The organism is Flavobacterium sp. AED (assembly GCF_000812945.1).
Lineage (GTDB): Bacteria > Bacteroidota > Bacteroidia > Flavobacteriales > Flavobacteriaceae > Flavobacterium.
In genome coordinates, this window is record NZ_JSYM01000005.1 from 17,666 (window position 1) to 40,368 (window position 22,703).

Here is a 22,703-nt window from a genome sequence, read left to right on the forward strand (position 1 = left end):
TTAAAAAAAAATTATAATGCTTCCCAGATAGAGTCTGATGGAGTAGGAGCAGTTATAGTAATAGCTTCTTTTGTAACGGGATGAATGAACGTTAATTTTCTAGCGTGCAAATGAATTCCACCGTCAGGATTACTACGGTCAAACCCGTATTTTAAATCCCCTTTTATAGGACAACCTATAGCCGAAAGTTGCGCCCTGATTTGGTGATGTCTTCCTGTGTGAAGATTAATTTCTAATGCAAAATAGTTATTGAGTTCCTTGAATATTTTATAATCTAAACTGGCTAATTTACTTTCAGGAACTTCTTTTATATGCGCTTTGGAAGTGTTATTTTTTTCGTTTCTTTTTATGTAATGAACGAGATTATCTTCTTCTTTTGAAGGTTTGTTTTTTACGATAGCCCAATACGTTTTTTGAGTTTCTCGATTGCTAAACAGTTCATTCATTCGGGTTAAAGCCTTGCTTGTTCTGGCAAAAACGACTATTCCGGTTGTAGGTCTGTCTAAACGATGTACAACACCCAGAAAAACTTCCCCGGGTTTGTTGTATTTATCTTTGATGTATTCTTTAACAACTTCACTCAAAGGTTTATCACCGGTTTTATCGCCTTGCACAATATCGCCAACACGTTTATTGACAACAATAAGATGGTTGTCTTCGTGAAGAATTTGTAAGTTATTTTTATTCGAAATTATTTTCATTTGGATTTTTAGATTGTTGGACTTCTTAGAATATCAAACTACTTAGATATTGAATCTAAATGGTCTAACTATCTAAAAATCTATGATGTCTAAATTAATATTGCTCATTAGCATTAGGAAAATCACTCGATTTTACATCAGCAACATATTGACTGATTGCAGTTGTCATTCCTTCATATAAATTCATGTATCTTCTCAAGAAACGAGGACTGAATTCATTATTCATACCAAGCATATCGTGAATAACCAAAACTTGTCCGTCAACGCCACCCCCAGCACCAATACCAATAACTGGAATAGAGATGCTTTTGGCTACTTTTTCGGCTAAATCTGCAGGAACTTTTTCGATAACGATGGCAAAACAACCTAGTTTCTCAAGTAATTTAGCATCCTCCATTAATTTAAGTGCTTCTTCTTCTTCTTTGGCACGAACCGTATACGTTCCAAATTTATAGATAGATTGTGGGGTTAAACCCAAATGTCCCATTACTGGAATCCCTGCATTTAATATTTTCTTGATAGAATCTTTGATTTCTTTTCCACCTTCCAGTTTCACGGCATGTCCACCGCTTTCCTTCATGATTCTGATAGCTGAACGCAACGCTTCTTTTGGGTCAGATTGGTAACTTCCAAAAGGTAAATCAACCACAACCAAGGCTCTTTCTATGGCTCTAACTACAGAGGAAGCGTGGTATATCATTTGGTCCAAAGTAATAGGCAAAGTCGTTTCGTGTCCAGCCATTACATTCGAAGCAGAATCACCAACAAGGATTACATCGATTCCAGCAGTATCAACAATTTTAGCCATCGTATAATCATAAGCGGTCAGCATAGAAATTTTCTCTCCATTGGCTTTCATTTCAATTAATGACTTTGTTGTAATTCTTTTGTAATCTTTTTTTGCTACAGACATTTGATATTAGATTTCAGATTTAGTTTGTAAAAGTAGTAAAATCGATTAGTTTTAAACAAAAAAATGGACTTGAAATAAATCAAATCCATTTTTTAACCATTGTTAAATTGAAAATATTTAAAGTTATGTAAGTGATTTTTTTTATTTATTGTTTTTATCAAAAAATCATTTCCAACTTGATTTAAGATATTTTTTTATTTATCCATTGTCTTACAGGTATGTCATATAATTTCAAGCAAATGTAAGCAAGCGCAACACACGATAATAAAACTAATATACTTACAGGAAATGCTTCACTAAAGGGTATTTTATTATCTGCTACCCATCCTGTATATATGTATATTATTGGATAGTGAGTAATGTATATCGGATACGAAATATCACCGAAAAATTTACATACCCGTGAAGAAAATTTACTTTTAATCTCTCCGCTTGCCGCCAAGAAAATAATCAGAGGGAAAAATAAAATTACAACTGCTGAATCATAAATACCATTCAGCCATAAATGCTCACTTCCACCAATCCTTGGCATAGCTAATGCTGTTATAACTAGTAAACTACACCAAAAAAAAGCATTTTTTACGTGAATCAATTTTCCTATACGGAAAAGCAATAATCCTGCAAAAAAGGGATACATCATTCGAGCAAAACCAATATGCATTTGCGTTGGTTCTAGTGACCAACCTCCAATAATATCCCCATTTGGGCTTGTAACTGCAAGATGAATTAATGCGCAGCCAGCAAGAAATACGAGTATCGAAAGCGCAGTTTTTGAAAATTTTCTAACAAAAAGAGCATACAAAATATTGGCAATATATTCATAAAACAATGACCAACCTGGGCCATTTAGAGGATGCAATTCTGTCCATCCACGAATATCCAAAGAAGGTGGGACAGGAATCAGCGTAAATCCAATGAACATTACCAATAGCATTTTCCATACAGGTACATCATGAATAGTAGGCCACAATATTGAATCTTGAAAATAGAATAACAAAGCTCCGATAATCATTCCCATAATTACCATAGGCTGAAGACGAATCAATCGGCGTTTGAAAAAATTTCCAATCGACATAGTATCCCATCGGTCATCATAGGCATAGCCAATAACAAAACCAGATAATAAAAAGAAAAAATCAACCGCAAGATACCCGTGGTTTATTATTTGGTCCAGATGACTTGTAGCATGTGCCTCAAAAATGTGAAAAGTAACCACCATCAATGCGGCTACGCCACGCAAACCATCTAAGATAGGATAATGGGGTTTTGATTTTAAAGTGCTTATATTCATGTCTTTATCTTGTGTTTTTGTCGTAAGTTAGTATTTGGTTTCAAAAATATATATTTCTCTACTTAAAAAAAGCATTTTTTCTCCTTGATCGTTAAATAGTTTAAAGGGTATGTAAATTAATCAAACTTATTTCAAGTTAGGGAAAAACTTAAATAGCACTTAATCTTTATTATAAAAGCCCAACATTGCTGTCAGGCTTTTAATTACTACTTCTTTGAAGAAGCTGCATCAATAATTTAATAATTGTAATGTATAAATTAGTGTTTTAAGTCTGCAAATTTTGCATCCGGAGCAAACGCTGCATTTGTTTTTTCAACAATTTTCTCTTTTGCTAAAGTAAAATTTGCTGTTTGCTTAATATTTAATGATGACGTTCCAATTGCTACTTTATAAGAACCTGCTTCAGCAATCCAAGCATTTTTGTTAGGAATAAATGAAGCTAAATCTTTTGAATTTAATGTCAATACAATCGTTTGACTTTCTCCAGGTTGTAATAAATTAGTTTTACCAAAAGCTTTTAATTCTTCTGTTGGTTTATCAATTGTTTTTGCAGGAGCAGAAAGATATAGTTCTACTACTTCTTTACCTGCTATTTTACCGGTATTTTTTACGGTTACGGTAACATTCATTTTGTCTGTAAATGTGCTTGAACTCAATTTTAAATTAGATATATCAAATGTTGTATAAGATAATCCGTAACCAAATTCATAAGATGGTTTTACATGGAATGTATTGAAATAACGGTATCCAACATAAATTCCTTCTTCATAAGTTACACTTGTAGGATTTTCAGCAGGTGTTCCAATCCAGTTTTTAGCGGATGGTGTATCTTCATATTTTACAGGGAAAGTCATTGTTAATTTTCCAGAAGGAGTTACTTTTCCAGAGAAAACATCCGCAACAGAATTTCCACCTTCTTGACCCGGTTGCCAAGGTAAAAGGATAGCATCTACTTTATCTTTCCAGCTAGCTGTTTCGATTACACCACCAATGTTTAAAACTACAACTACTTTTTTGCCTTGAGCATGAAAAGCTGTTGAAACCGTATTGATTAAGTTGATTTCATCTTGAGCTAAATTAAAATCTTCATCTACTTTACGGTCATCTCCTTCACCAGCATTTCTTCCAATTGTGATTAATGCTAATTCAGAAGTATTCGCTTTATTTTGAACGATTTCCGAATTTAATTCTAATTCAGGAAGTCTTTTTGGAGTTGCCAATAAACCTTCTTTTTCACGTCTTTTTGTTTCAATCTCTTTTTGAGTAGCCATAAAAGGTTTGTATAATCCTTCTAATTCTTTGTCAATTGAGAATCCTGAGTTCGTTAAACCATCAATTAATGAAACAGAATAGGCTTCGTTAACATCACCACTACCTGTTCCACCTGAGATAAAATCATAAGAGGTTACACCAAAAACGGCTAAAGGAGCTGATTTTGAAGTAAAAGGCAATACATTATTATTTTTTAATAAAACTACCCCTTCTGCAGCAGCTTGTCTTGTAACTTCTGCATTTTCTTTTAAGTTTGGTTTGTTAGAATATTTGTAATTGCTCATTGCGGGAGATCTCATAACCAATTCTAATACTCTTCTTAAATTGATATTGATTGCTTCTTTAGATAATTTTCCGCTTTTTATATCTTCAGCAATTACTTTTTGTTGTGCAGGTAAACCCGGCATCAATAAATCATTTCCTGCTGTAAGTTGTTTGGCCACATCACTAACAACGTTTTTATCCATAATAGCTCCAAATCCATTATAACCTCCAAACCAGTCTGTCATTACTAATCCTTTGAATCCCCATTCGTTACGAAGTACAGTAGTCAATAGATCTTTACGTGCTGATGTGTAAGTGCCATTTAATAAGTTATAAGATGACATTACCGTCCATGGTTGTGATTCTTTAACTGTAATTTCAAATCCTCGTAGGTATATTTCGCGTAACGCTCTTTCGCTAACATGAGCATTAACACCCATTCTGTTTCTTTCCTGATTGTTGGCAGCAAAGTGTTTTATTGAGGTTCCTACACCATTAGATTGTACACCATTTACCATTGCAGCTGCAATTTTCCCAGCTATTAATGGATCTTCAGAATAGTATTCAAAATTTCTTCCACATAATGGGTTTCTGTGAATATTCATTCCCGGACCTAATAAAACATCAACTCCATATTCTTTTACCTCATTACCCATTGCTTTACCAACAGTATTGATAAGTGCTACATTCCAAGTAGAAGCTAGTGCTGTTCCCACAGGGAATGCGGTAGCATAATACGTATTCGAATCATCTTCTCTAATGGATTTGATACGCAAACCAGCAGGACCATCAGATACAATTACGGAAGGAATTCCTAAACGAGAAATGGCTGTTGTTCCTCCTGCAGAACCGGGAACTTTTGCGGTGTCTTTTTCAGTGGAAAACTGCATTTTAGCCCAGTCAAAACCTGGCATTCCTATTCCAATAAGCATACTCGCTTTTTCGTCATCAGTCATTTGATTGATTAAATCTTGAATTCGGTCTTGAGTTGAAAGACGGTAATCTTCGTATCGGTCTAACTTTCCATTTTTATTTAAATCAGAAAAGGTAAATCCATTAACAGTGATTATTGGATTTGGTTTAGTCTCTTTTACTTCTGGGTTTTTTGCCCAAGAAATTCCAGAAATGACAAGCGCTGACAGCAGCGAAGTCTTTGCGATTTTTGAAATTGAATTGTTCTTCATTTGGTTTTTTTAGTAAATAGTTTTTTTATTGCTTCATTATGAAGCAATATTAATTATTTTTTTTAATATTTGCAAAAAAAGACAGTTTATTTTTTGATTATCAGTTTTTAAAGTGAAAATTATAATCAATTTCGTATTTTTGCAATCAATATAAAATAATGGAATTTAATAAAATAATAGAAGGAAAATCAGCTGAAGCTTGGGATATATACATCCCAAATTTATCCGTGGATTGTGTCGTTTTTGGATTTCATGACACTATCTTAAAAGTGTTGGTTACAAGATTGAAAGAGGCAGATCTTTGGGCTCTTCCCGGAGGATATGTTTTAAAAACAGAAAATCTTAAAGAGGCGGCCAATAGAATTTTATTTAGTAGAACAGGTGCGCAAAATATTTATTTGCAAGAATTTAAAGTCTTTAGTGATTTAAATCGATCCGATGGAATTTTTGATGATTTTCCGGACACGCTATGGAACAAACAGCGATTTCTATCCGTTGGATTTTATGCCTTAGTTGATTTTCACCATGTAAATTTAGTTATGGATGATTTTTCTGATGCGTGCGAATGGAAATCAATTGATGAATTGCCAGATTTTATGATGGATCACAGAAGTATTTTTGATAAAGCATTAGAAACGCTGCGCAGACAATTAAATCATAAACCTATTGGCTACAGTTTATTGCCTGAAAAATTTACGATGCCTGAACTTCAAAAATTGTATGAAATTATTTTAGCAAAGAAGTTGAATCGCGGTAATTTTTATAGAAAGATGCTGCGTTATGATATCCTCGAAAAATTAGAAGAAAGCAGAAAAGGGGGAGCGCATAAAGCACCGGATTTATATAAATTTGATTTAGAAAAATACCGATTAGCACTTAAAAATGGATTAAATGAAGGTTGGTAGAAATTTTAAGTTTTTGAAGGAGTGCATTTGTATTTTCATCATTGACGGAGAATAAGAAGTACATATTCTTCTTTACTGGAAACGTTTTAAGAAATCAGCGAAAGAAATCTTTATAAAATCTTTATGTCTTGTTCAGATATATTATAAAATACTTACAACATATCATTTAACTTTGTAGTGTTAATAAGAAAGATAGTTGTGAGAAGTATTTTAAACCAAATAAAAAGAGAAAACCAATACCTGATATGTGTATTGTCAGTAAGCATAGTTGCTTCGCTATGTTTGTTCACTAGAGATTATTTGGATTACAAAATTGTGGGTTATTTATTGTTGGTTGTAGTTTCTTTATTAGCTACATTTTTAGATATTTTTCCAGTATTGTTAAGTGCTATCTTAAGTGCTTTAATCATGAATTTTTTCTTTTTGAAACCCTATTATACATTTCATATCAGTAATGCCGAAGATTCTTTATTATTGTTTTTATTCTTTCTAATTGCACTTATCAACGGAGTTTTGACCTATAGAATTAGAAAAGCCGAAAAAATATTGCAAATAAAAGAACTCAGGATAAATACAATGAAGCTATACGATGCTTTATTGGATTCATTATCACATGAATTACGGACTCCCATTTCTACAATTATGGGCTCCATAGATACGATACAAAGTAAAACGTTAACTATTTCTGAGGAAAATAAACAAAAATTATATTCCGAAATCGAAAAAGCATCTTTACGTTTAAATCATCAAGTAGAGAATTTATTGAATATGTCCAGGTTAGAATCGGGTGTAATACAACCAAAAATGGATTGGTGTGATTTAAAAGAATTGGTTTATAATGTTCTGGATAGTTTGAAGGATGATTTACAATTTCATAAAATTGTTGTTGTTGCTGATGAAAATTTACCGCTTTTCAAATTGGATTACGGTTTGATGGAACAAATTATTTATAATTTGGTTTTTAATGCTTCACAGTATACTCCAAAAGGTGCTAAAATAGAAATCAAAGTAGAATATAATCCGGATATTGATTTTGAATATAATCCAGATAAATTAATACCGTGTGTCATCACTATTTCCGATGATGGAAACGGTTTCCCAGAAGCTGAAATAGATAAAGTCTTTGATAAATTCTACAGATTGCAAAATTCTAAAACGGGAGGAACCGGATTAGGATTGTCTATTGTAAAAGGTTTTGTTGAAGCCCAAAATGGTAAAATAACTTTAGAAAATAAAGAAGAAGGCGGTTCCTCTTTTAAAATATATTTCCCAACATTAGTAATGAATACAGCAGCCATTTCAAATGAATAATTCAGCCGAAATATTAATCATAGACGATGAAATCCAAATTAGGAAACTACTCGAAATCGCTTTAGATTCTAATGGATATAAAACTATTTTCGCTGTAAATGGAAAGGAAGGTATATCCCTTGCAGCAAACCATCAGCCGGATTTAATCATCTTGGATTTAGGTTTGCCAGACGAAGATGGACAGGTAGTTTTAAAAAGATTGAGAGAATGGTATAAAAAGCCCATCTTGATTTTAACTGTAAAAAATACCGAAGAAGAAATTGTAAAAGCACTCGATAATGGCGCCAATGATTATTTGGCAAAACCATTCAGAACCCAAGAATTATTGGCTAGAATTCGCACCGCTTTAAGGAATTTAAACCAAGATGAAAATGAACCAATAATCGAGTTTGGAGAAATTTCGATTGATTTTACTTCGAGAATTGTCAAGTTAAAAAATGAAATCCTAAAATTAACAACTACTGAATATAATTTGCTTTCCATTTTGGTTAAAAATGAAGGCAGAGTACTCACGCATCAGTATTTACTCAAACAAGTTTGGGGCAACAGCTATTCTGATCAAACACAATACCTGCGTGTTTTTGTGGCACAACTTCGTAAAAAAATCGAAGAAGACCCAAACCGACCTAAATATATCAACACAGAATCTGGAGTTGGTTATCGCTTTAACACCAGCTAAAATCCATAATGCTTTTAAGTAATCAGCTTTAAGCAATAATCAAAATAAAAAATAAAAAATTATTGAATTGTATGTTCTAAACATCACGATTAAGATTTCTATTGCCTAATAATTAATACGTTTTACAATCTAAAAATTAAAATTAAAATGAATAAATCAACTATTCAAAAAGTCAGCGCCGCATCGCTTTTAGTGGCGCTAGGAATTATTTATGGTGACATAGGAACCAGTCCGTTATATGTTATGAAAGCCATTATTGGACAAAGAGAAATATCAAAACTGCTTGTTTACGGTGGGATTTCTTGTATCTTTTGGACGCTAACCTTTCAAACCACTTTCAAATATATTTTCTTGACGCTTTCAGCAGATAATCATGGTGAAGGGGGTGTTTTTTCGCTTTATGCATTGGTAAAAAGGTTTGGTAAAGGTAAATTAATAATTCCAACAATACTTGGAGCAACTACACTTTTAGCGGATGGAATTATTACGCCTCCCATTTCCGTGGCTTCTGCTGTTGAAGGATTAGGAGATGTAGTTCCCGGTATTCCAACACTTCCTATTGTGATTGTAATTTTATCTGGACTGTTCTATTTTCAACGATTTGGAACCCAAAAAGTAGGTTTCTTTTTTGGTCCGGCTATGGTAGTTTGGTTTTCGATGCTTTTTGTTTTAGGATTTGTACAAATACTGGATCATCCTGCTATTTTGACCGCATTAAACCCAATATATGCCTATCAATTACTGGTTGAATATCCTCATGGATTCTGGCTGTTGGGAGCAGTTTTTCTATGTACAACAGGGGCAGAGGCTTTGTATTCGGATTTAGGACATTGTGGAAAAAAGAATATCAGGATTACATGGATTTTTGTTAAAATCGCCTTAGTTGTGAATTATTTGGGTCAAGCATCTTGGCTTATGACGCAAGGAAATACATTTCTTGAAGGAAGAAATCCTTTTTATACCATCATGCCACAATGGTTTCTTTTTTCAGGAGTTATCATTGCTACTTTTGCGGCAATCATTGCTTCACAAGCTTTGATAAGCGGTTCTTATACGTTAATAAATGAAGCGATGTCACTTAATTTTTGGCCAAGAGTTGCCATGCGAAATCCAACCAATTTGAAAGGACAAATATACATTCCTTCGGTAAATACAATTCTTTGGGCAGGCTGTATTTTGATGATTTTATATTTTAAAAACTCATCAAATATGGAAGCGGCTTATGGTTTTTCAATTACGATTGCCATGCTGATGACCACTGTACTTTTGAATTATTATTTGATCTATATCAAAAAAATGAACAGGGTTTTGATAGCCATAATTATTACAGTTTTTGGTATTATTGAAATAGCATTTTTTGTTGCCAATATTATAAAAATTAAAGAACGTTGGATGTTCTTGTTCTTTGAGCTTTTCATTTTCATGACGATGTATACTTGGTTTTTCGCGAGAAAAATTAATAATAAATTTCTAAAATTCACGAATTTAACAGAGCATACGCAGCAACTTCAGGAATTGAGTAATGACATCAGTATTCCAAAGTACTCCACGCATTTGATTTATCTGTCTAAAGCGGATAGAAATTATGAAATTGAAGAAAAAATATTAAAATCCATTTTTTCCAAAAAGCCAAAAAGAGCAGATGTCTACTGGTTTTTTCATATCAACAGAACCAATGATCCTTTTACTCTAAATTATGAAGTAATTGAATTATTAGACGACAAAGTCATTAAAATTGTTTTGAATATTGGTTTTAGAATCCAACCAAAGGTTGAATTGTATTTCAAAAAAATTGTTCAAAATCTGGTTCAAAATAAAGAATTGAATTTGCATATTCGCCCAGACGGTTCTACGAAATACAATACCGAACCTGATTTTAAATTCATTATTTTGGAAAAATTCCTTTCTGTCGAAAATGAATTTGCGATTAAAGACGCCTTACTGTTGAACTCCTATTATATGCTTAAAAACTGGTCCCTTTCAGATACCAAAGCATTTGGATTAGATAAAAGTGATGTTGAAATTGAAGAGATACCTTTTGTATACCAACCTATTACAAAATTAGAATTGGAGAGAAAGTAGGTCTCAGATTACAGAAAAAAAGCAGTTTAAAAATGATTCATTTCATTTTTAAACTGCTTTTCTATTTATATGTAAAGTCTGATTTCTATGTACAACAACCTGAAATCTGCCACCTGCTATCTGAATCTAGCAATCGGCCATATTCACAGCAATTGCTAAACCTCCTTCAGAGGTTTCTTTGTATTTATTGTTCATGTCTTTGGCAGTTTGCCACATGGTGTCAACCACTTTATCTAAGGGAACTTTTGCGTTTTTAGGATCAGTTTCTAATGCTAATTCGGCGGCATTAATAGCTTTTATGGCTCCCATTGTATTTCTTTCGATACAAGGAATTTGGACTAATCCACCAATAGGATCGCACGTTAAACCAAGATGGTGTTCCATGGCAATTTCGGCAGCCATTAAAACTTGTTCTGGAGTTCCGCCCATTAATTCACATAAGGCTGCTGCTGCCATTGATGATGAAACACCAATCTCTGCTTGACAGCCACCCATTGCTGCTGAAATAGTAGAACCTTTTTTGAAAATACTTCCTATTTCGCTGGCAACCATAAAGAATTGTTTGATTTCTTTTTCGCCTGCATTATGGTTTTCGATAACTAAATAATACATTAAAACCGATGGTATAACACCGGCACTCCCGTTAGTTGGTGCTGTAACCACACGCCCTAAAGCTGCATTGACTTCATTTACAGCTAGTGCAAAACAGCTCACCCATTTTAGGATTTGGCGAAATTTCACTTCGGTCAATCTAATTTGTTCTAACCACGTTTGAGGTGAATTATAATTGGATAAACCAATTAGTTTTTGATGCATATCAAAGGCTCTTCGTCGTACATGCAATCCACCGGGTAAAATTCCTTCGGAATGGCAACCAATATACATAGACTCCAGCATGGTGTTCCAAATGCGCATTAATTCGTGATGAATAACTTCTTCGGAACGCATAGATTTTTCGTTCTCATAAACAATTTCCGAAATCTTTTTATGCTCGTTAGTGCAATAATTCAAGAGTTCAGCAGCTTTATCGATTGGAAATGGAAAAGCACATTTTATGGCAATTTTTTTCTTGGCATTGATGCGTTCTTCTTTCACAACAAAACCTCCACCAATCGAGTAGAATGTGGAAATATATTCTTTAGCATCCGTTATGTAGGCCGTAAAAGTCAGACCATTAGCATGAAAAGGAAGGAAGTTTTTATTAAAAACAATATCTTGTAAAAAATGGAAAGGAATCTGGTTTTCATTGCCTAGATTGATTTCATTTTTATCCTTGATTAATTTTATAATTTTATCGATATTTGAAATAGGAATATATTCAGGATCTTGTCCGCTTAGACCTAGCATTATTGCTAAATCAGTGGCGTGCCCTTTACCAGTTAGCGAAAGGGAACCATATAAATCTACTTTTACTCTGTTTACTTTATGAATTAAATTTTCATTTCGCAATTCATTCAGAAAACGTTCTGCTGCGCGCCAAGGCCCAAGTGTATGAGAACTAGAGGGGCCAACACCAATTTTAAGCATATCAAAAACAGAGATACATTCTTCCATAATTTATTAGTAGGTTTATTTAAAACAAAGATAATAGAATGTAGCAATGAAAAGGTTTAAAAGTAGAGTTTTATTAAATATTTGGCAAGATATCACCTTATATTCTAATCATTCAATAACGTAAATAAATAGGGACTTAAGATTGGAGTTGCAATAGGTTCTTCTGAAATTTTGGGTAGTTGGGCTAATTTGTACTAATAAGCTATTGAAATCACTTAAATTTAATTTAAAAACAGAATTAGAATAGATTTTAGCTTTATTTTTACGTTACCTATGAAAATACTCCTAATAGAAGACGAGCCAGAATTGCAAAAAAGCATTGAGCAATACCTTGAAATGGAAGGGAATATTGTTGAGATTTCTCCTGATTTTTCTCATGCGCAACAGAAAATTGCGATTTACGATTATGATTGTATTTTGGTTGATATTACTTTGCCAAACGGCTCTGGTTTAGATTTACTCAAAGAAATTAAACTAAAAAAATCTAAAGCGGGTATTATAATAATTTCTGCAAAAAATTCTCTTGATGATAAAGTAAATGGTTTGGACCTTGGAGCGGATGATTATTTGCCAAAGCCCTTTCATTTGTCGGAACTTAATTCCCGAATTAAAGCTTTGATTAGAAGAAAAAGTTTTGATGGAAATTTAGAAATTAGTATCAACGAAATAAAAATTTTGCCTCACGAAAGACGTGTTTTAGTTCATAATAATGATATAATTTTGACGTCAAAAGAATATGATTTATTGCTTTACTTTATATCTAATAAAAATAGAGTAGTGAGCAAAAGTGCGCTTGCAGAACATCTTTGGGGTGATAATTCGGATAGATTGGATAACTTCGATTTTATATACAATCACGTGAAAAATCTGCGCAAAAAATTATTGGAAAAAAAATGCGAAGATTATTTGCAAACTATTTATGGCATAGGTTACAATTTTAAAACTCAAGAATGAAATTATTAGCTAAAACAAGTTTGTATTATTTGATTTTGAGTATCCCGATATTAATTCTATCAGGATTTATTTGTTTTCATATCATTACAAGAGAGGTTAGAGAAAGTAATAACGAACTATTGCTAAATCGGAAAGAACTAATTGAAAATTATTTAAAAGAAAATGACACCATTTCTTTGAAAATAATCACTAAAAGTAGTGAAGCTACAATTAAAAAAATAGCTAAAATAAATGCTAACGAAATTTTCACACCTATTTTTTCGGACACTTTAATTTTTGATAAAAAAGAAAATGAACTGGCGGAAAATAGATTACTTTCTTCTGTTTTTAAAGTTGGAAATACTAATTATTCCATTAAAATATGGAGAAGCACATTAGAATATAACGAATTGTTCAGAGGTATTTTTACTTCGTTAGTTATCTTATTGATTTTGCTTTTTGTAACCTATTTGATTATAAATTTTTGGATTTCAAAAACAGTATGGAAACCCTTTTATCAAACAGTATCCAATTTAAAGAAATTTCGTGCCAGTGATAATGTAATTCCGCGTTTAGCAAGTACATCGGTAACTGAATTTGATGAATTGAATCTTTCCTTAAACGTTATGATGCAGAAAATGATAGTTGATTTTAATAGCCAAAAGAAATTCACTGAAAATGCTTCGCACGAAATCCAAACGCCATTAGCTGTTATAAAATCTAAGATTGATTTACTTATTCAATCTGAAAATTTGAAAGAGAATGAAATGAAATTAATAGTAGCAATTGATTATGCTTGCTCTAAAATAATTCGATTGAACAAAACATTTTTATTACTTACCAAAATTGAAAACAGACAATTTAATACCACAGAAAAAGTATCTTTTGAAAATACAGTTGATAACTCTTTAGTCTTTTTTGATGAACATATTCAAGCCAATAAAATTGAGATAATAAAAAATATTGAAAGCGATTTTTGTGTTTTGATGAATGCTGATTTGTGTTTAGTATTGGTTAATAATTTATTACAAAATGCAATTAGGCATAATATTAATAGTGGAAATATTGAAATTTTTATAGCGAAAAATAAAATTACAATCTCAAATTTAGGGGTTGATACCCCAATTGATAGTCAGTTATTTGAACGCTTTCATAAAAACTCTACTTCACAAGAATCACTAGGACTTGGATTGTCTATCGTAAAAGAAATTGCAGATGTAAGCGGATTGGTATTTAATTATAAATTTACTAGTGGTAAACATTGTTTTATTTTGACTAAAGACAATACTATTGAATTAAAATAAAAAGAGTTAGTGTAATGAAATCAAAAAAGCTGTTTAAATATTTTTTTCTTGTTGTATTATTTTGCTGCTTAATTTCTTGTGACGTATTTCGATCCTTGAGATATGGGGGAATTCCTAGCCAAAGTGATTACAAACATTTTCCTCAAAGAATAGTTAATAATGAGGGTCCCGCTTATAATTTTTATAAAGCGAATAAAGAGTATCAGTTAGGAACAAAAATAGGAGTAGCCAATCGGGATTTTAATTCGACAAATGTAAGCTTGGATAGTTTTGCGACATTACATAAAACGGTCACATTTTTAATTATTCGTAATGACACAATTGTTTACGAAAAATATAACAAAGGGTATACCTCAAATTCATTTGTTTCCTCCTTTTCAATGGCTAAACCATTTGTTTCTACATTAATAGGAATAGCAATTGATGAAGGAAAAATAAAAAGTGAAAATGATTTCATCGTTGATTATTTACCTGAATTTAAAAATAAAATTGGTTGGGAAAAAATCACCATAAAAAATTTGTTACAGCATACCTCCGGTATACGGTTTACAGATAGCGAATTGGATCCTGCGTCTGATAATGCGGAGTTTTATTGGGGTGATAATTTACGGGAAAGAATGATTAATATAACTATCGAATGTCCACCCAATACTAAATTTCGATATAGCAGTGAAAACACATTGCTTTTAGGATACATCATTGAGAAAGTGACCGGAGGTACTATTTCAAAATATTTAGAAGATAAAATTTGGAAACCATTAGGAATGGAGGCACCGGCGGCATGGAGTTTAGACCGAAAAGATGATAAAGCAATTGAAAAAACCTTTTGTTGTTTACAAGCAAGAGCCATTGATTTTGCTAAATTAGGCAGGCTTTATCTGAACGGTGGGAATTGGAATGGGAAGCAAATTGTTTCTAAAAAATGGGTTGAATATTCGACACATTCTGATCCATCCGGAAATAATAAACACTTTTATAATAATAATTGGGGAATAGGACCTTTTAAATATGGCAGTTATTTTGCTGTTGGTTTGTTTGGCCAATATCTCTATATGTATCCCGAAAAGAATATTATTATAGTCCGTTTTGGAGATACAGAAACCTCGTACCATCCTAATTATTGGCAGGAAGTATTTTTGCAAATAATTGATCAGATGTAATAAATAGTTGAATTTTATCAGCATTAAAAAAAAACTGAATCGCTATGATTTTGCATAGAATTAAAATAGAATTGTATTTGATATTTGTAGTATAAAATTAATTACAATTAACTTTTAAATCTAAAAAAAATGAAAAAATTACTAATGATTATGTCAATTGTATTCATTTGCAGTTGTGCATTTGCAGGTACTCCGCCAGATGTAGTGAAAAAAGCGTTCGCTAAAAAATTTCCTACTGCAACAAAAGTGAGTTGGGGAGTTGAAGGTCCAAAAGAATGGGAAGCAGAATTTACATTGGAAGGAAACAAGATTTCTGCTAATTTTTCAGAAGATGGAACCTGGCTGGAAACCGAAAGAGAAATTAAAGCTGTCAATTTGCCAAAAGCAGTTTTAGCAGCTGTAAAATCGAAATACAGTGATTGGAAAATTGCAGAAGCTGATAAAACTGAAAGTTTAAAACACGGAACTATTTATGAAGTAGATTTAAAAAAAGGGATGAAGAGTAAAAGTCTTGCTTTTAAAGAAGATGGTACCTCGATAAAAGAATAATTTTTTTTAAATTAATTAATATCCATCATAGAGAGTTGGGTTTTTATATCCAACTCTTTTTAATAATGTAAACAGTTGTGATTTCCATAGAATTAAAATAGAATTACAGCTGAAATTTGTCTCATAAAATTAATTACAATTAACTTTTAAATTTCTTTAAAATGAAAAAAATACTACTATCATTTATAATTATTGCTTCTATTTCTAATAGTTACAGTCAAACCTATAAATTATCCAAAAAGATCAGCACTTCTGGCAATGACGGATGGGATTATCTCGCTGTTGATGATGTGGCGCAACATTTATTTGTTTCACACGGAAATATGGTCAATGTGATTGATTTAAAATCAGATAAAACATTAGCTACTATTCCAGATACAAAAGGAGTTCATGGAATTGCGGTTGCCAATGATCTCAATAAAGCATTTATCAGCAATGGAAAAGACAATTCTATTACAATTGTCAATTTGAAAACATTTGAATTACTTGAAAAAGTAAAAATTGCAGGAGTTAAACCAGATGCCATTTTATACGATCAATTTTCTCGAAAAGTGTTTGTTTACAATGCAGAAAGTAATGATGCTACAGTTATTGACGCCAATACAAATAAAGTGGTAAAAACAATTCCATTGGGTGGAAAACCAGAGTTTTCAGTAACCAATACTAAAGGGTTAATTTATGTGAATATTGAAGATAAAAACGAAATAAAAACGATAAACGCTTCAACATTAAAAGTTACAAATACCTGGAGTATTGCTCCCGGAGATGAACCATCAGGATTAGCAATAGATTTAGTTACGAACCGTTTGTTTTCTGTTTGCAGTAATAATTTAATGATCGTTGTTAATGCTACAAATGGAAAAATAATAAAGACTTTACCTATTGGTGATGGTTGTGACGGCGTTGCTTTTGATGCCAAAAAGAATCTTATTTTTAGTTCTAATGGCGAAGGAACGATTACCGTTGTAAAAGAGAGTAACGCAAATACTTTTTCAGTTCTTGAAACTGTAAAAACTCAAAAAGGAGCCAGAACCATTGCATTGAATAAAACTACGAATCAATTGTATTTGTCTACAGCAGATTTTGGTGCAAAACCAGAACCAACAACAGAAAACCCGAAACCACGAGCAGGTATTGCACCTAATTCTTTCGTTGTTTTAGTTGTTGAACCAATTTCAAAATAGTTTCATTCTTTTTATCTAAATTTATCCAATGAAATGGAAGCTTTTACTACTAATTTTTATTTGTTTCAAATCTTTTTCGCAAGAGAAGGATTTGAATTACTTTATTACTAAAGCACAAAATAATTCTCCTTTAATTAAAGATTACAGCAACCAAATAAAATCGGCTACACTGGATAGTTTATTAAATCGGGCAGTTTATAAACCACAAGTTGCCGGAAATCTTAATGCTAATTATGCACCTATAATAAATGGTTTTGGCTATGATACCGCGTTGAGTAACGGGCAATCCGTTTCGGGTTTGGTAGGTGTTAATCAGAAGATAATTGGAAAAAACAGAATCAATTCGCAATCAGATTCCTTTCAATTAATAAAAGAAGCTTTGGTTTTGAATCAAAAAATTACTTTAAAAGATTTAAATAAAACCATTGTTGCTCAATACATTTCGGCTTCGGCAAGTTCAGAACAAATTGGTTTCAACCAGAAAATTGCAACTCTTTTAAAACAAGAAACAAGCATCCTAAAAAAATTAACCCAAAATGCAGTTTACAAACAAACGGATTATTTGATTTTTAGCGCAACTGTGAAGCAACAGGATTTAGTATTGTTACAATTAAAACAGCAATATCAAAATGATTTGGCTTTGTTGAATTACCTTTCAGGTGAAACCGATACGACTTTTATTAATTTAAAAAAGCCTGAAATCACTCTGAAAAATATTCAACCTTCTAATAAAATAATTTTTTTGAAACAATTTGAAGTGGACAGTCTAAAACTTCAGAATCAAAATAAATTCATTGATTACAGCTATAAACCTTCCTTGTCTTTATTAGGTGATGCAGGTTATAATTCCAGTTTTGCCTATCAGGCGTATAAAAATTTCGGATTTAGTGTGGGTTTAGGACTGTCAATTCCTATTTATGACGGAAACCAACGCACTTTGCAACATCAAAAAAATGATGCGGCATTAGCTACTAATTTGGCTTATAAAAACAATTTCAATAAACAATACAAACAACAAGTATTGATGTTGAATTTGAAACTGAAACAAGCAGCAGCTGTAGAAAATCAATTGCAATCGCAGCTTATTATCGCTGACGCATTAATTGAAGCCAATAAAAAATTATTGCTTACCGGAGATGCACAAATTACCGAATATAGTATTGCTGTTGGCAATTTAATAGCCATCAAAAATGCCATTTCTCAAAATAATAGCAACAAACTCCAAATCATAAATGAAATTAATTATTGGAGTTTTAATGACTAATTCTATGAAGAAACCAATTCTATTTTTTATCCTGATAGCGCTTTTTTTTATTTCCTGTAAAAATAGCAACGAAGCCGAAAAAGTAATTGACGCGAGTGTTCCTGTGACTTTAACGACTATTGATACCAGTTCAATTCAAAGTTATATTGACCTGAATGCTACAGCAACTTATTTGGTTAAAAATGTTATAAAAGCAAATGCTACTGGGTATTTGAATTCAGTTAATGTGGCTCCCAATGATTATGTTTCTAATGGGGCAGCATTATTTTCGATAAAAACTCGTGAGGCAAAAGTGTTAGGGAATACGATTAATAAAATTGACCCAAGTTTAAACTTTGGCGGAGCCATAAAAGTTAGAGCAAATACAAATGGTTTTGTAACTTCAGTAAATGTGCAACAAGGTGATTATGTTCAGGATGGGGATGCCTTAGTAACTATTAATGACGCCAATAGTTTTGCCATCGTTCTGAGTTTGCCTTATGAGTTCAAAAAATATGTTTCAATCAATGAAGAACTAACGGTAATTTTACCGGATAGTACTTTGATAAAAACGAAAGTTCAAAAATACATGCCTACCGTTGATGCTACTTCACAAACACAAAGTGTGATTCTAAAAGTCACTGGTAAACATGACATTCCAGAGAATTTAATTGTAAAAGTCAGAATTAATAAAAGTTCAAATTCAAAAACGATTTCACTACCAAAAGCAGCCGTTTTAAGTAATGAAACAGAAACGGATTTTTGGATTATGAAAATGGTTAATAACAATACTGCCATAAAAATCCCGATAAAAAAAGGAGTAGAAACGCAAGATAAAGTAGAAATTCTAGTGCCTGTTTTAACTCCTGAAGATAAAATTTTACTTTCAGGAAATTATGGTGTTGCCGATACAATTAAAGTGAAAGTGATAAAAAATTAAAATCGTTTGCCACAGATTTAAAAGATTGTCATAGATTCTTGAAATCCTTAAAATCTTTGGCTAAAAAAATAAAATATGAACAACTTTTTTGTAAAACACAAGAACGGTTTAAGCGCTATTATCTTCCTGATTATTCTGGGAGGCTTTTTCGCGTATTCTAAAATGCAAACTAGTTTATTTCCGGAGATTACTTTCCCAAAAATAAAAATCATCGCTGATGCAGGACAACAACCCATCGATAAAATGATGATTACGGTTACAAAACCGTTGGAAAATGCCATTAAAAAAGTACAGGATTTAAAAACGGTCAGAAGTACAACGAGTAGAGGAAGTTGCGAGATTTCGGCATTCATGGATTGGAAATCGGATATCGATTTGAGCAAAACCAGAATAGAAGAGCAAATAAATCAGATAAAAAATAATCTTCCGCCTGATACCCAAATTTCAGTCGAAAAAATGAATCCTTCCATTCTTCCGGTAATTGGTTATGCAATAGAAGGAAAAGGAATCTCGGCTATTGAACTTAAAAAAATAGCCAATTATACCATAAAACCTTTCCTTTCTCAAATTGATGGTGTTTCCGAGATTAGGATTATTGGCGGAAAAGAAAAAGAATATTGGTTGTCACTTGATTTCACTAAAATGACAGCATTGGGAATTACGCCAGATGCTATCACACAAGTTTTAAGTCAAACTAATTTTATTAAATCCAATGGGTATTTATCGGATTACCGCTATTTGTATCTTACGATTACAGATGCTCAGGTTGATAAAAAGGACGAACTGGAAAATTTAGTTATTCGCAATAACGGAAAAGGAATTGTAACCTTAAAAGATATTGCTGCTGTTGAAATTCGGGAAGCTAAAGAATACATAAAAGTAAATGCGAATGGTAAAGAGAGTATTCTTATTGCCGTTCTCAAGCAACCCAATTCAAATTTGATTGCACTATCAGAGGCGATGCATGATAAACTGGAATCATTAAAAAAAATCCTTCCGAAAAACATAAAAATAACTCCATTTTATGAGCAGGCCAGTTTTGTAAATGATGCTGTAAAAAGTGTAACGGATAGTTTGTTAATAGGACTTTTATTAGCCATAATTGTAGCTGTTTTGTTTTTGAAATCGGTAAAAGCCAGCGCCACTATTTTGATTATTATTCCCGTTACTTTAGGGTTAACATTGATAGTTTTGTACTTAACCGGACAAACGTTTAATATTATGACTTTAGGTGCTATTGCGGCGGCTTTAGGATTAATAATTGATGATGCGATTGTAGTTGTAGAACAAATTCATAGAACTCACGAAGAGCATCCTGATGAGCCTACTGTTTCGCTTTTGCAAAAAGCGATTCACTATTTATTCCCGGCAATGGTGGGTTCATCCATAAGTACGATTGTTATTTTTATTCCTTTTGTATTAATGAGCGGTGTTGCTGGTTCGTATTTTAAAGTGTTAACGGATACTATGATAATTACTTTGGTCTGTTCCTTTTTTGTGACTTGGCTGTTACTTCCGGTAGTTTATTTATTGCTTTCCAAAAAAGAAAATAATTCGGAAACGAAAAAAGAAATTGAAATCCATGATGTAAAAACGCAGACTTGGGTAGCTTATTTTATTGGAAAACCGATAATTAGTATTTCATTTTGTATTGTATTGGTGCTTTCTATTTTTATTATTTTACCCAATTTAGAAACCGGTTTTTTACCAGAAATGGATGAAGGTAGCATCATTTTGGATTATGAAAGTCCACCAGGAACTTCACTAGGAGAAACCGACAGAATGCTCAAAGAAGTAGAGAAAATAATTATAAAAATACCTGAAGTAGAAGCATACAGTCGCCGAACTGGAACGCAAATGGGATTTTTTATAACAGAGCCCAATCGTGGAGATTATTTGATTCAATTAAAAAAAGACCGAAGTAAAACAAGCAATGATATTATTGATGAAATCAGACAAAAAGTAGAAGCGACTCAGCCCGCTTTGCGTATTGATTTTGGTCAGGTAATAGGGGATATGTTAGGTGATTTAATGAGTTCTGTTTCGCCAATTGAAGTGAAAATATTTGGGGATAATCAAGCAGAATTACAAAAAATAGCCAAAAAAGTAAACGCAATAGTCGAAAAAGTAAAAGGTACTGCTGATGTATTTGATGGTATTGTTTTGGCTGGGCCATCTATAAATATTGTGCCCAATTATAGTCGGTTAGCACAATATGGTATCACTCCAGCCGACTTGCAATTTCAGTTGCAAACTGCGCTTGAAGGGAATGTTATTGGAAATTTATTAGAGAATGAACGTATAATTCCCATTCGATTAATCTATAAAAATTCAGAAAAAAGAAGTTTAGAAGACATTAAAAAATTGCAACTGTTTTTACCTAATGGTCAATCGATTCCTATTTCCAGTTTAGTTGCTATTTCAGCTCAAAAAGGAGTGGCTGAAATAGAACGTGAAAATCTTCAAATGATAAGTGTTGTAACTGGAAGACTGGATAATAGAGATTTAGGAAGTGTGATGAAGGACATTCAAACACAAGTTACAAGCAATATCCATTTGCCAAGTGGGTATTATATAGAATATGCAGGTGCTTATAAAGAGCAACAGCAATCTTTCAAGGAGTTATTAATGATATTAATCGCTTCTTCCTTATTGGTTTTTGGTGTTATTTTATTTCTATTTAGAGATTTTAGAATAGCATTGGTAATTCTTTTAATTTCGGTACTGGGAATTGCAGGAAGCTATCTCTTACTTTTTATAACTGGAACACCATTAAATGTAGGGAGTTACACAGGAATTATTATGATTGTTGGGATAATAAGTGAGAATGCTATTTTTACTTTTCTGCAATTTAGAGAAACTTTTAAATTAACCCGAAACGTAAATGAATCCATAATTTATTCAATTTCTACGCGATTGCGCCCTAAATTGATGACAGCACTTGGAGCAATTATAGCTTTGTTTCCCCTTGCAATAGGAATTGGAACGGGGTCAGAATTGCATCAACCGCTTGCCATAGCCGTGATTGGTGGATTTATAATTGCGATGCCTTTACTTTTGATTGTATTACCCACTTTATTGTGCTTAGTTTACAAGAATGAAAAACATTTTACTCACTTTAATTGATTCAATTTTTTATTTAGATTCTTCATTTTTAAATGAATACAAATTATATTTCAAATAAAATGTATAACTTTGGTAGAGAGAATGGTATGGAATAATAAGCTTTTATTT

17 protein-coding genes are annotated in these 22,703 nt (G+C 32.3%); 12 read left to right on the forward strand and 5 right to left on the reverse strand.

Features of this window, described 5'->3' with window-relative positions:
- Positions 1-11: 11 nt before the first annotated feature.
- The 4 genes from OA85_RS14450 to OA85_RS14465 all read right to left on the reverse strand — a co-directional run bounded on the left by OA85_RS14450 (position 12) and on the right by OA85_RS14465 (position 5,625).
- The gene (locus OA85_RS14450; protein ID WP_039110517.1) at positions 12-701 is read right to left on the reverse strand and encodes an RluA family pseudouridine synthase; all 690 of its coding nucleotides are present in this window, start codon (positions 699-701) and stop codon (positions 12-14) included.
- Between the two features lie 94 nt (positions 702-795).
- Positions 796-1,614: a 3-methyl-2-oxobutanoate hydroxymethyltransferase gene (panB, locus tag OA85_RS14455; RefSeq protein WP_039110518.1), complete on the reverse strand. Its 819-nt coding sequence runs from the start codon at positions 1,612-1,614 to the stop codon at positions 796-798.
- 181 nt (positions 1,615-1,795) lie between these two features.
- Positions 1,796-2,905 (reverse strand): acyltransferase, encoded by a 1,110-nt coding sequence (locus tag OA85_RS14460; RefSeq protein WP_039110520.1) that lies wholly within the window; start codon positions 2,903-2,905, stop codon positions 1,796-1,798.
- A gap of 257 nt (positions 2,906-3,162) precedes the next feature.
- Complete coding sequence (locus OA85_RS14465; protein WP_039110521.1) at positions 3,163-5,625, reverse strand: glycoside hydrolase family 3 N-terminal domain-containing protein; 2,463 nt, start codon at positions 5,623-5,625, stop codon at positions 3,163-3,165.
- Between the two features lie 158 nt (positions 5,626-5,783).
- Between OA85_RS14465 and OA85_RS14470 the strand changes: the two genes are divergently transcribed.
- The 4 genes from OA85_RS14470 (at position 5,784) to OA85_RS14485 (ending at position 10,602) form a co-directional block, all read left to right on the forward strand.
- Complete coding sequence (locus OA85_RS14470) at positions 5,784-6,530, forward strand: NUDIX domain-containing protein (protein WP_039110522.1); 747 nt, start codon at positions 5,784-5,786, stop codon at positions 6,528-6,530.
- 198 nt (positions 6,531-6,728) lie between these two features.
- Entirely contained in the window at positions 6,729-7,841 is a 1,113-nt protein-coding gene (locus tag OA85_RS14475; RefSeq protein WP_231557113.1) for an ATP-binding protein, read from the forward strand.
- Positions 7,834-8,520 carry a response regulator gene (locus tag OA85_RS14480; RefSeq protein WP_039110523.1) on the forward strand — a complete coding sequence of 229 codons (687 nt, stop codon included), beginning with the start codon at positions 7,834-7,836 and terminating at the stop codon, positions 8,518-8,520. The genes OA85_RS14475 and OA85_RS14480 overlap by 8 nt, the downstream gene beginning before the upstream one ends.
- Before the next feature lie 147 nt (positions 8,521-8,667).
- Positions 8,668-10,602: a KUP/HAK/KT family potassium transporter gene (locus OA85_RS14485; RefSeq protein ID WP_039110524.1), complete on the forward strand. Its 1,935-nt coding sequence runs from the start codon at positions 8,668-8,670 to the stop codon at positions 10,600-10,602.
- A 126-nt stretch (positions 10,603-10,728) separates the two neighbouring features.
- Here the strand turns inward: OA85_RS14485 and OA85_RS14490 are convergent, their stop codons facing one another.
- Positions 10,729-12,156, reverse strand: a complete 1,428-nt coding sequence (locus OA85_RS14490) for an L-serine ammonia-lyase (protein ID WP_039110525.1) — start codon at positions 12,154-12,156, stop codon at positions 10,729-10,731.
- Positions 12,157-12,429: 273 nt separating this feature from the next.
- Here OA85_RS14490 and OA85_RS14495 point away from each other — a divergent pair, with 273 nt between their 5' ends.
- From OA85_RS14495 to OA85_RS14530, 8 genes are all read left to right on the forward strand, one after another.
- Positions 12,430-13,110 (forward strand): response regulator transcription factor, encoded by a 681-nt coding sequence (locus OA85_RS14495; protein ID WP_035671520.1) that lies wholly within the window; start codon positions 12,430-12,432, stop codon positions 13,108-13,110.
- Complete coding sequence (locus tag OA85_RS14500; RefSeq protein ID WP_039110526.1) at positions 13,107-14,393, forward strand: HAMP domain-containing sensor histidine kinase; 1,287 nt, start codon at positions 13,107-13,109, stop codon at positions 14,391-14,393. The genes OA85_RS14495 and OA85_RS14500 overlap by 4 nt, the downstream gene beginning before the upstream one ends.
- A gap of 14 nt (positions 14,394-14,407) precedes the next feature.
- Positions 14,408-15,553 carry a serine hydrolase gene (locus OA85_RS14505; protein WP_082014180.1) on the forward strand — a complete coding sequence of 382 codons (1,146 nt, stop codon included), beginning with the start codon at positions 14,408-14,410 and terminating at the stop codon, positions 15,551-15,553.
- A gap of 129 nt (positions 15,554-15,682) precedes the next feature.
- A complete protein-coding gene (locus OA85_RS14510; protein WP_052257274.1) occupies positions 15,683-16,102 on the forward strand; it encodes a PepSY-like domain-containing protein in 420 nt (139 codons plus the stop codon).
- Between the two features lie 161 nt (positions 16,103-16,263).
- The gene (locus OA85_RS14515) at positions 16,264-17,286 is read left to right on the forward strand and encodes a YncE family protein (protein WP_039110528.1); all 1,023 of its coding nucleotides are present in this window, start codon (positions 16,264-16,266) and stop codon (positions 17,284-17,286) included.
- A 28-nt stretch (positions 17,287-17,314) separates the two neighbouring features.
- Positions 17,315-18,550, forward strand: a complete 1,236-nt coding sequence (locus OA85_RS14520; protein WP_039110529.1) for a TolC family protein — start codon at positions 17,315-17,317, stop codon at positions 18,548-18,550.
- Entirely contained in the window at positions 18,519-19,469 is a 951-nt protein-coding gene (locus OA85_RS14525) for an efflux RND transporter periplasmic adaptor subunit (protein WP_052257275.1), read from the forward strand. Before OA85_RS14520 ends, OA85_RS14525 begins: the two co-directional genes overlap by 32 nt.
- A gap of 75 nt (positions 19,470-19,544) precedes the next feature.
- A complete protein-coding gene (locus OA85_RS14530; RefSeq protein WP_039110530.1) occupies positions 19,545-22,595 on the forward strand; it encodes an efflux RND transporter permease subunit in 3,051 nt (1,016 codons plus the stop codon).
- Positions 22,596-22,703: the final 108 nt, after the last annotated feature.

What these genes read in the sequence shown, in the direction of transcription:
- OA85_RS14490 (WP_039110525.1), bottom strand. Translation starts at nt 12,156, where the DNA reads ATGGAAGAATGTATCTCTGTTTTTGATATGCTTAAAATTGGTGTTGGC.
- OA85_RS14460 (WP_039110520.1), bottom strand. Translation starts at nt 2,905, where the DNA reads ATGAATATAAGCACTTTAAAATCAAAACCCCATTATCCTATCTTAGAT.
- OA85_RS14510 (WP_052257274.1), top strand. Translation starts at nt 15,683, where the DNA reads ATGAAAAAATTACTAATGATTATGTCAATTGTATTCATTTGCAGTTGT.
- OA85_RS14480 (WP_039110523.1), top strand. Translation starts at nt 7,834, where the DNA reads ATGAATAATTCAGCCGAAATATTAATCATAGACGATGAAATCCAAATT.
- OA85_RS14505 (WP_082014180.1), top strand. Translation starts at nt 14,408, where the DNA reads ATGAAATCAAAAAAGCTGTTTAAATATTTTTTTCTTGTTGTATTATTT.
- OA85_RS14470 (WP_039110522.1), top strand. Translation starts at nt 5,784, where the DNA reads ATGGAATTTAATAAAATAATAGAAGGAAAATCAGCTGAAGCTTGGGAT.
- OA85_RS14485 (WP_039110524.1), top strand. Translation starts at nt 8,668, where the DNA reads ATGAATAAATCAACTATTCAAAAAGTCAGCGCCGCATCGCTTTTAGTG.
- OA85_RS14525 (WP_052257275.1), top strand. Translation starts at nt 18,519, where the DNA reads ATGAAATTAATTATTGGAGTTTTAATGACTAATTCTATGAAGAAACCA.
- OA85_RS14495 (WP_035671520.1), top strand. Translation starts at nt 12,430, where the DNA reads ATGAAAATACTCCTAATAGAAGACGAGCCAGAATTGCAAAAAAGCATT.
- panB (WP_039110518.1), bottom strand. Translation starts at nt 1,614, where the DNA reads ATGTCTGTAGCAAAAAAAGATTACAAAAGAATTACAACAAAGTCATTA.
- OA85_RS14515 (WP_039110528.1), top strand. Translation starts at nt 16,264, where the DNA reads ATGAAAAAAATACTACTATCATTTATAATTATTGCTTCTATTTCTAAT.
- OA85_RS14520 (WP_039110529.1), top strand. Translation starts at nt 17,315, where the DNA reads ATGAAATGGAAGCTTTTACTACTAATTTTTATTTGTTTCAAATCTTTT.
- OA85_RS14465 (WP_039110521.1), bottom strand. Translation starts at nt 5,625, where the DNA reads ATGAAGAACAATTCAATTTCAAAAATCGCAAAGACTTCGCTGCTGTCA.
- OA85_RS14530 (WP_039110530.1), top strand. Translation starts at nt 19,545, where the DNA reads ATGAACAACTTTTTTGTAAAACACAAGAACGGTTTAAGCGCTATTATC.
- OA85_RS14450 (WP_039110517.1), bottom strand. Translation starts at nt 701, where the DNA reads ATGAAAATAATTTCGAATAAAAATAACTTACAAATTCTTCACGAAGAC.
- OA85_RS14500 (WP_039110526.1), top strand. Translation starts at nt 13,107, where the DNA reads ATGAAATTATTAGCTAAAACAAGTTTGTATTATTTGATTTTGAGTATC.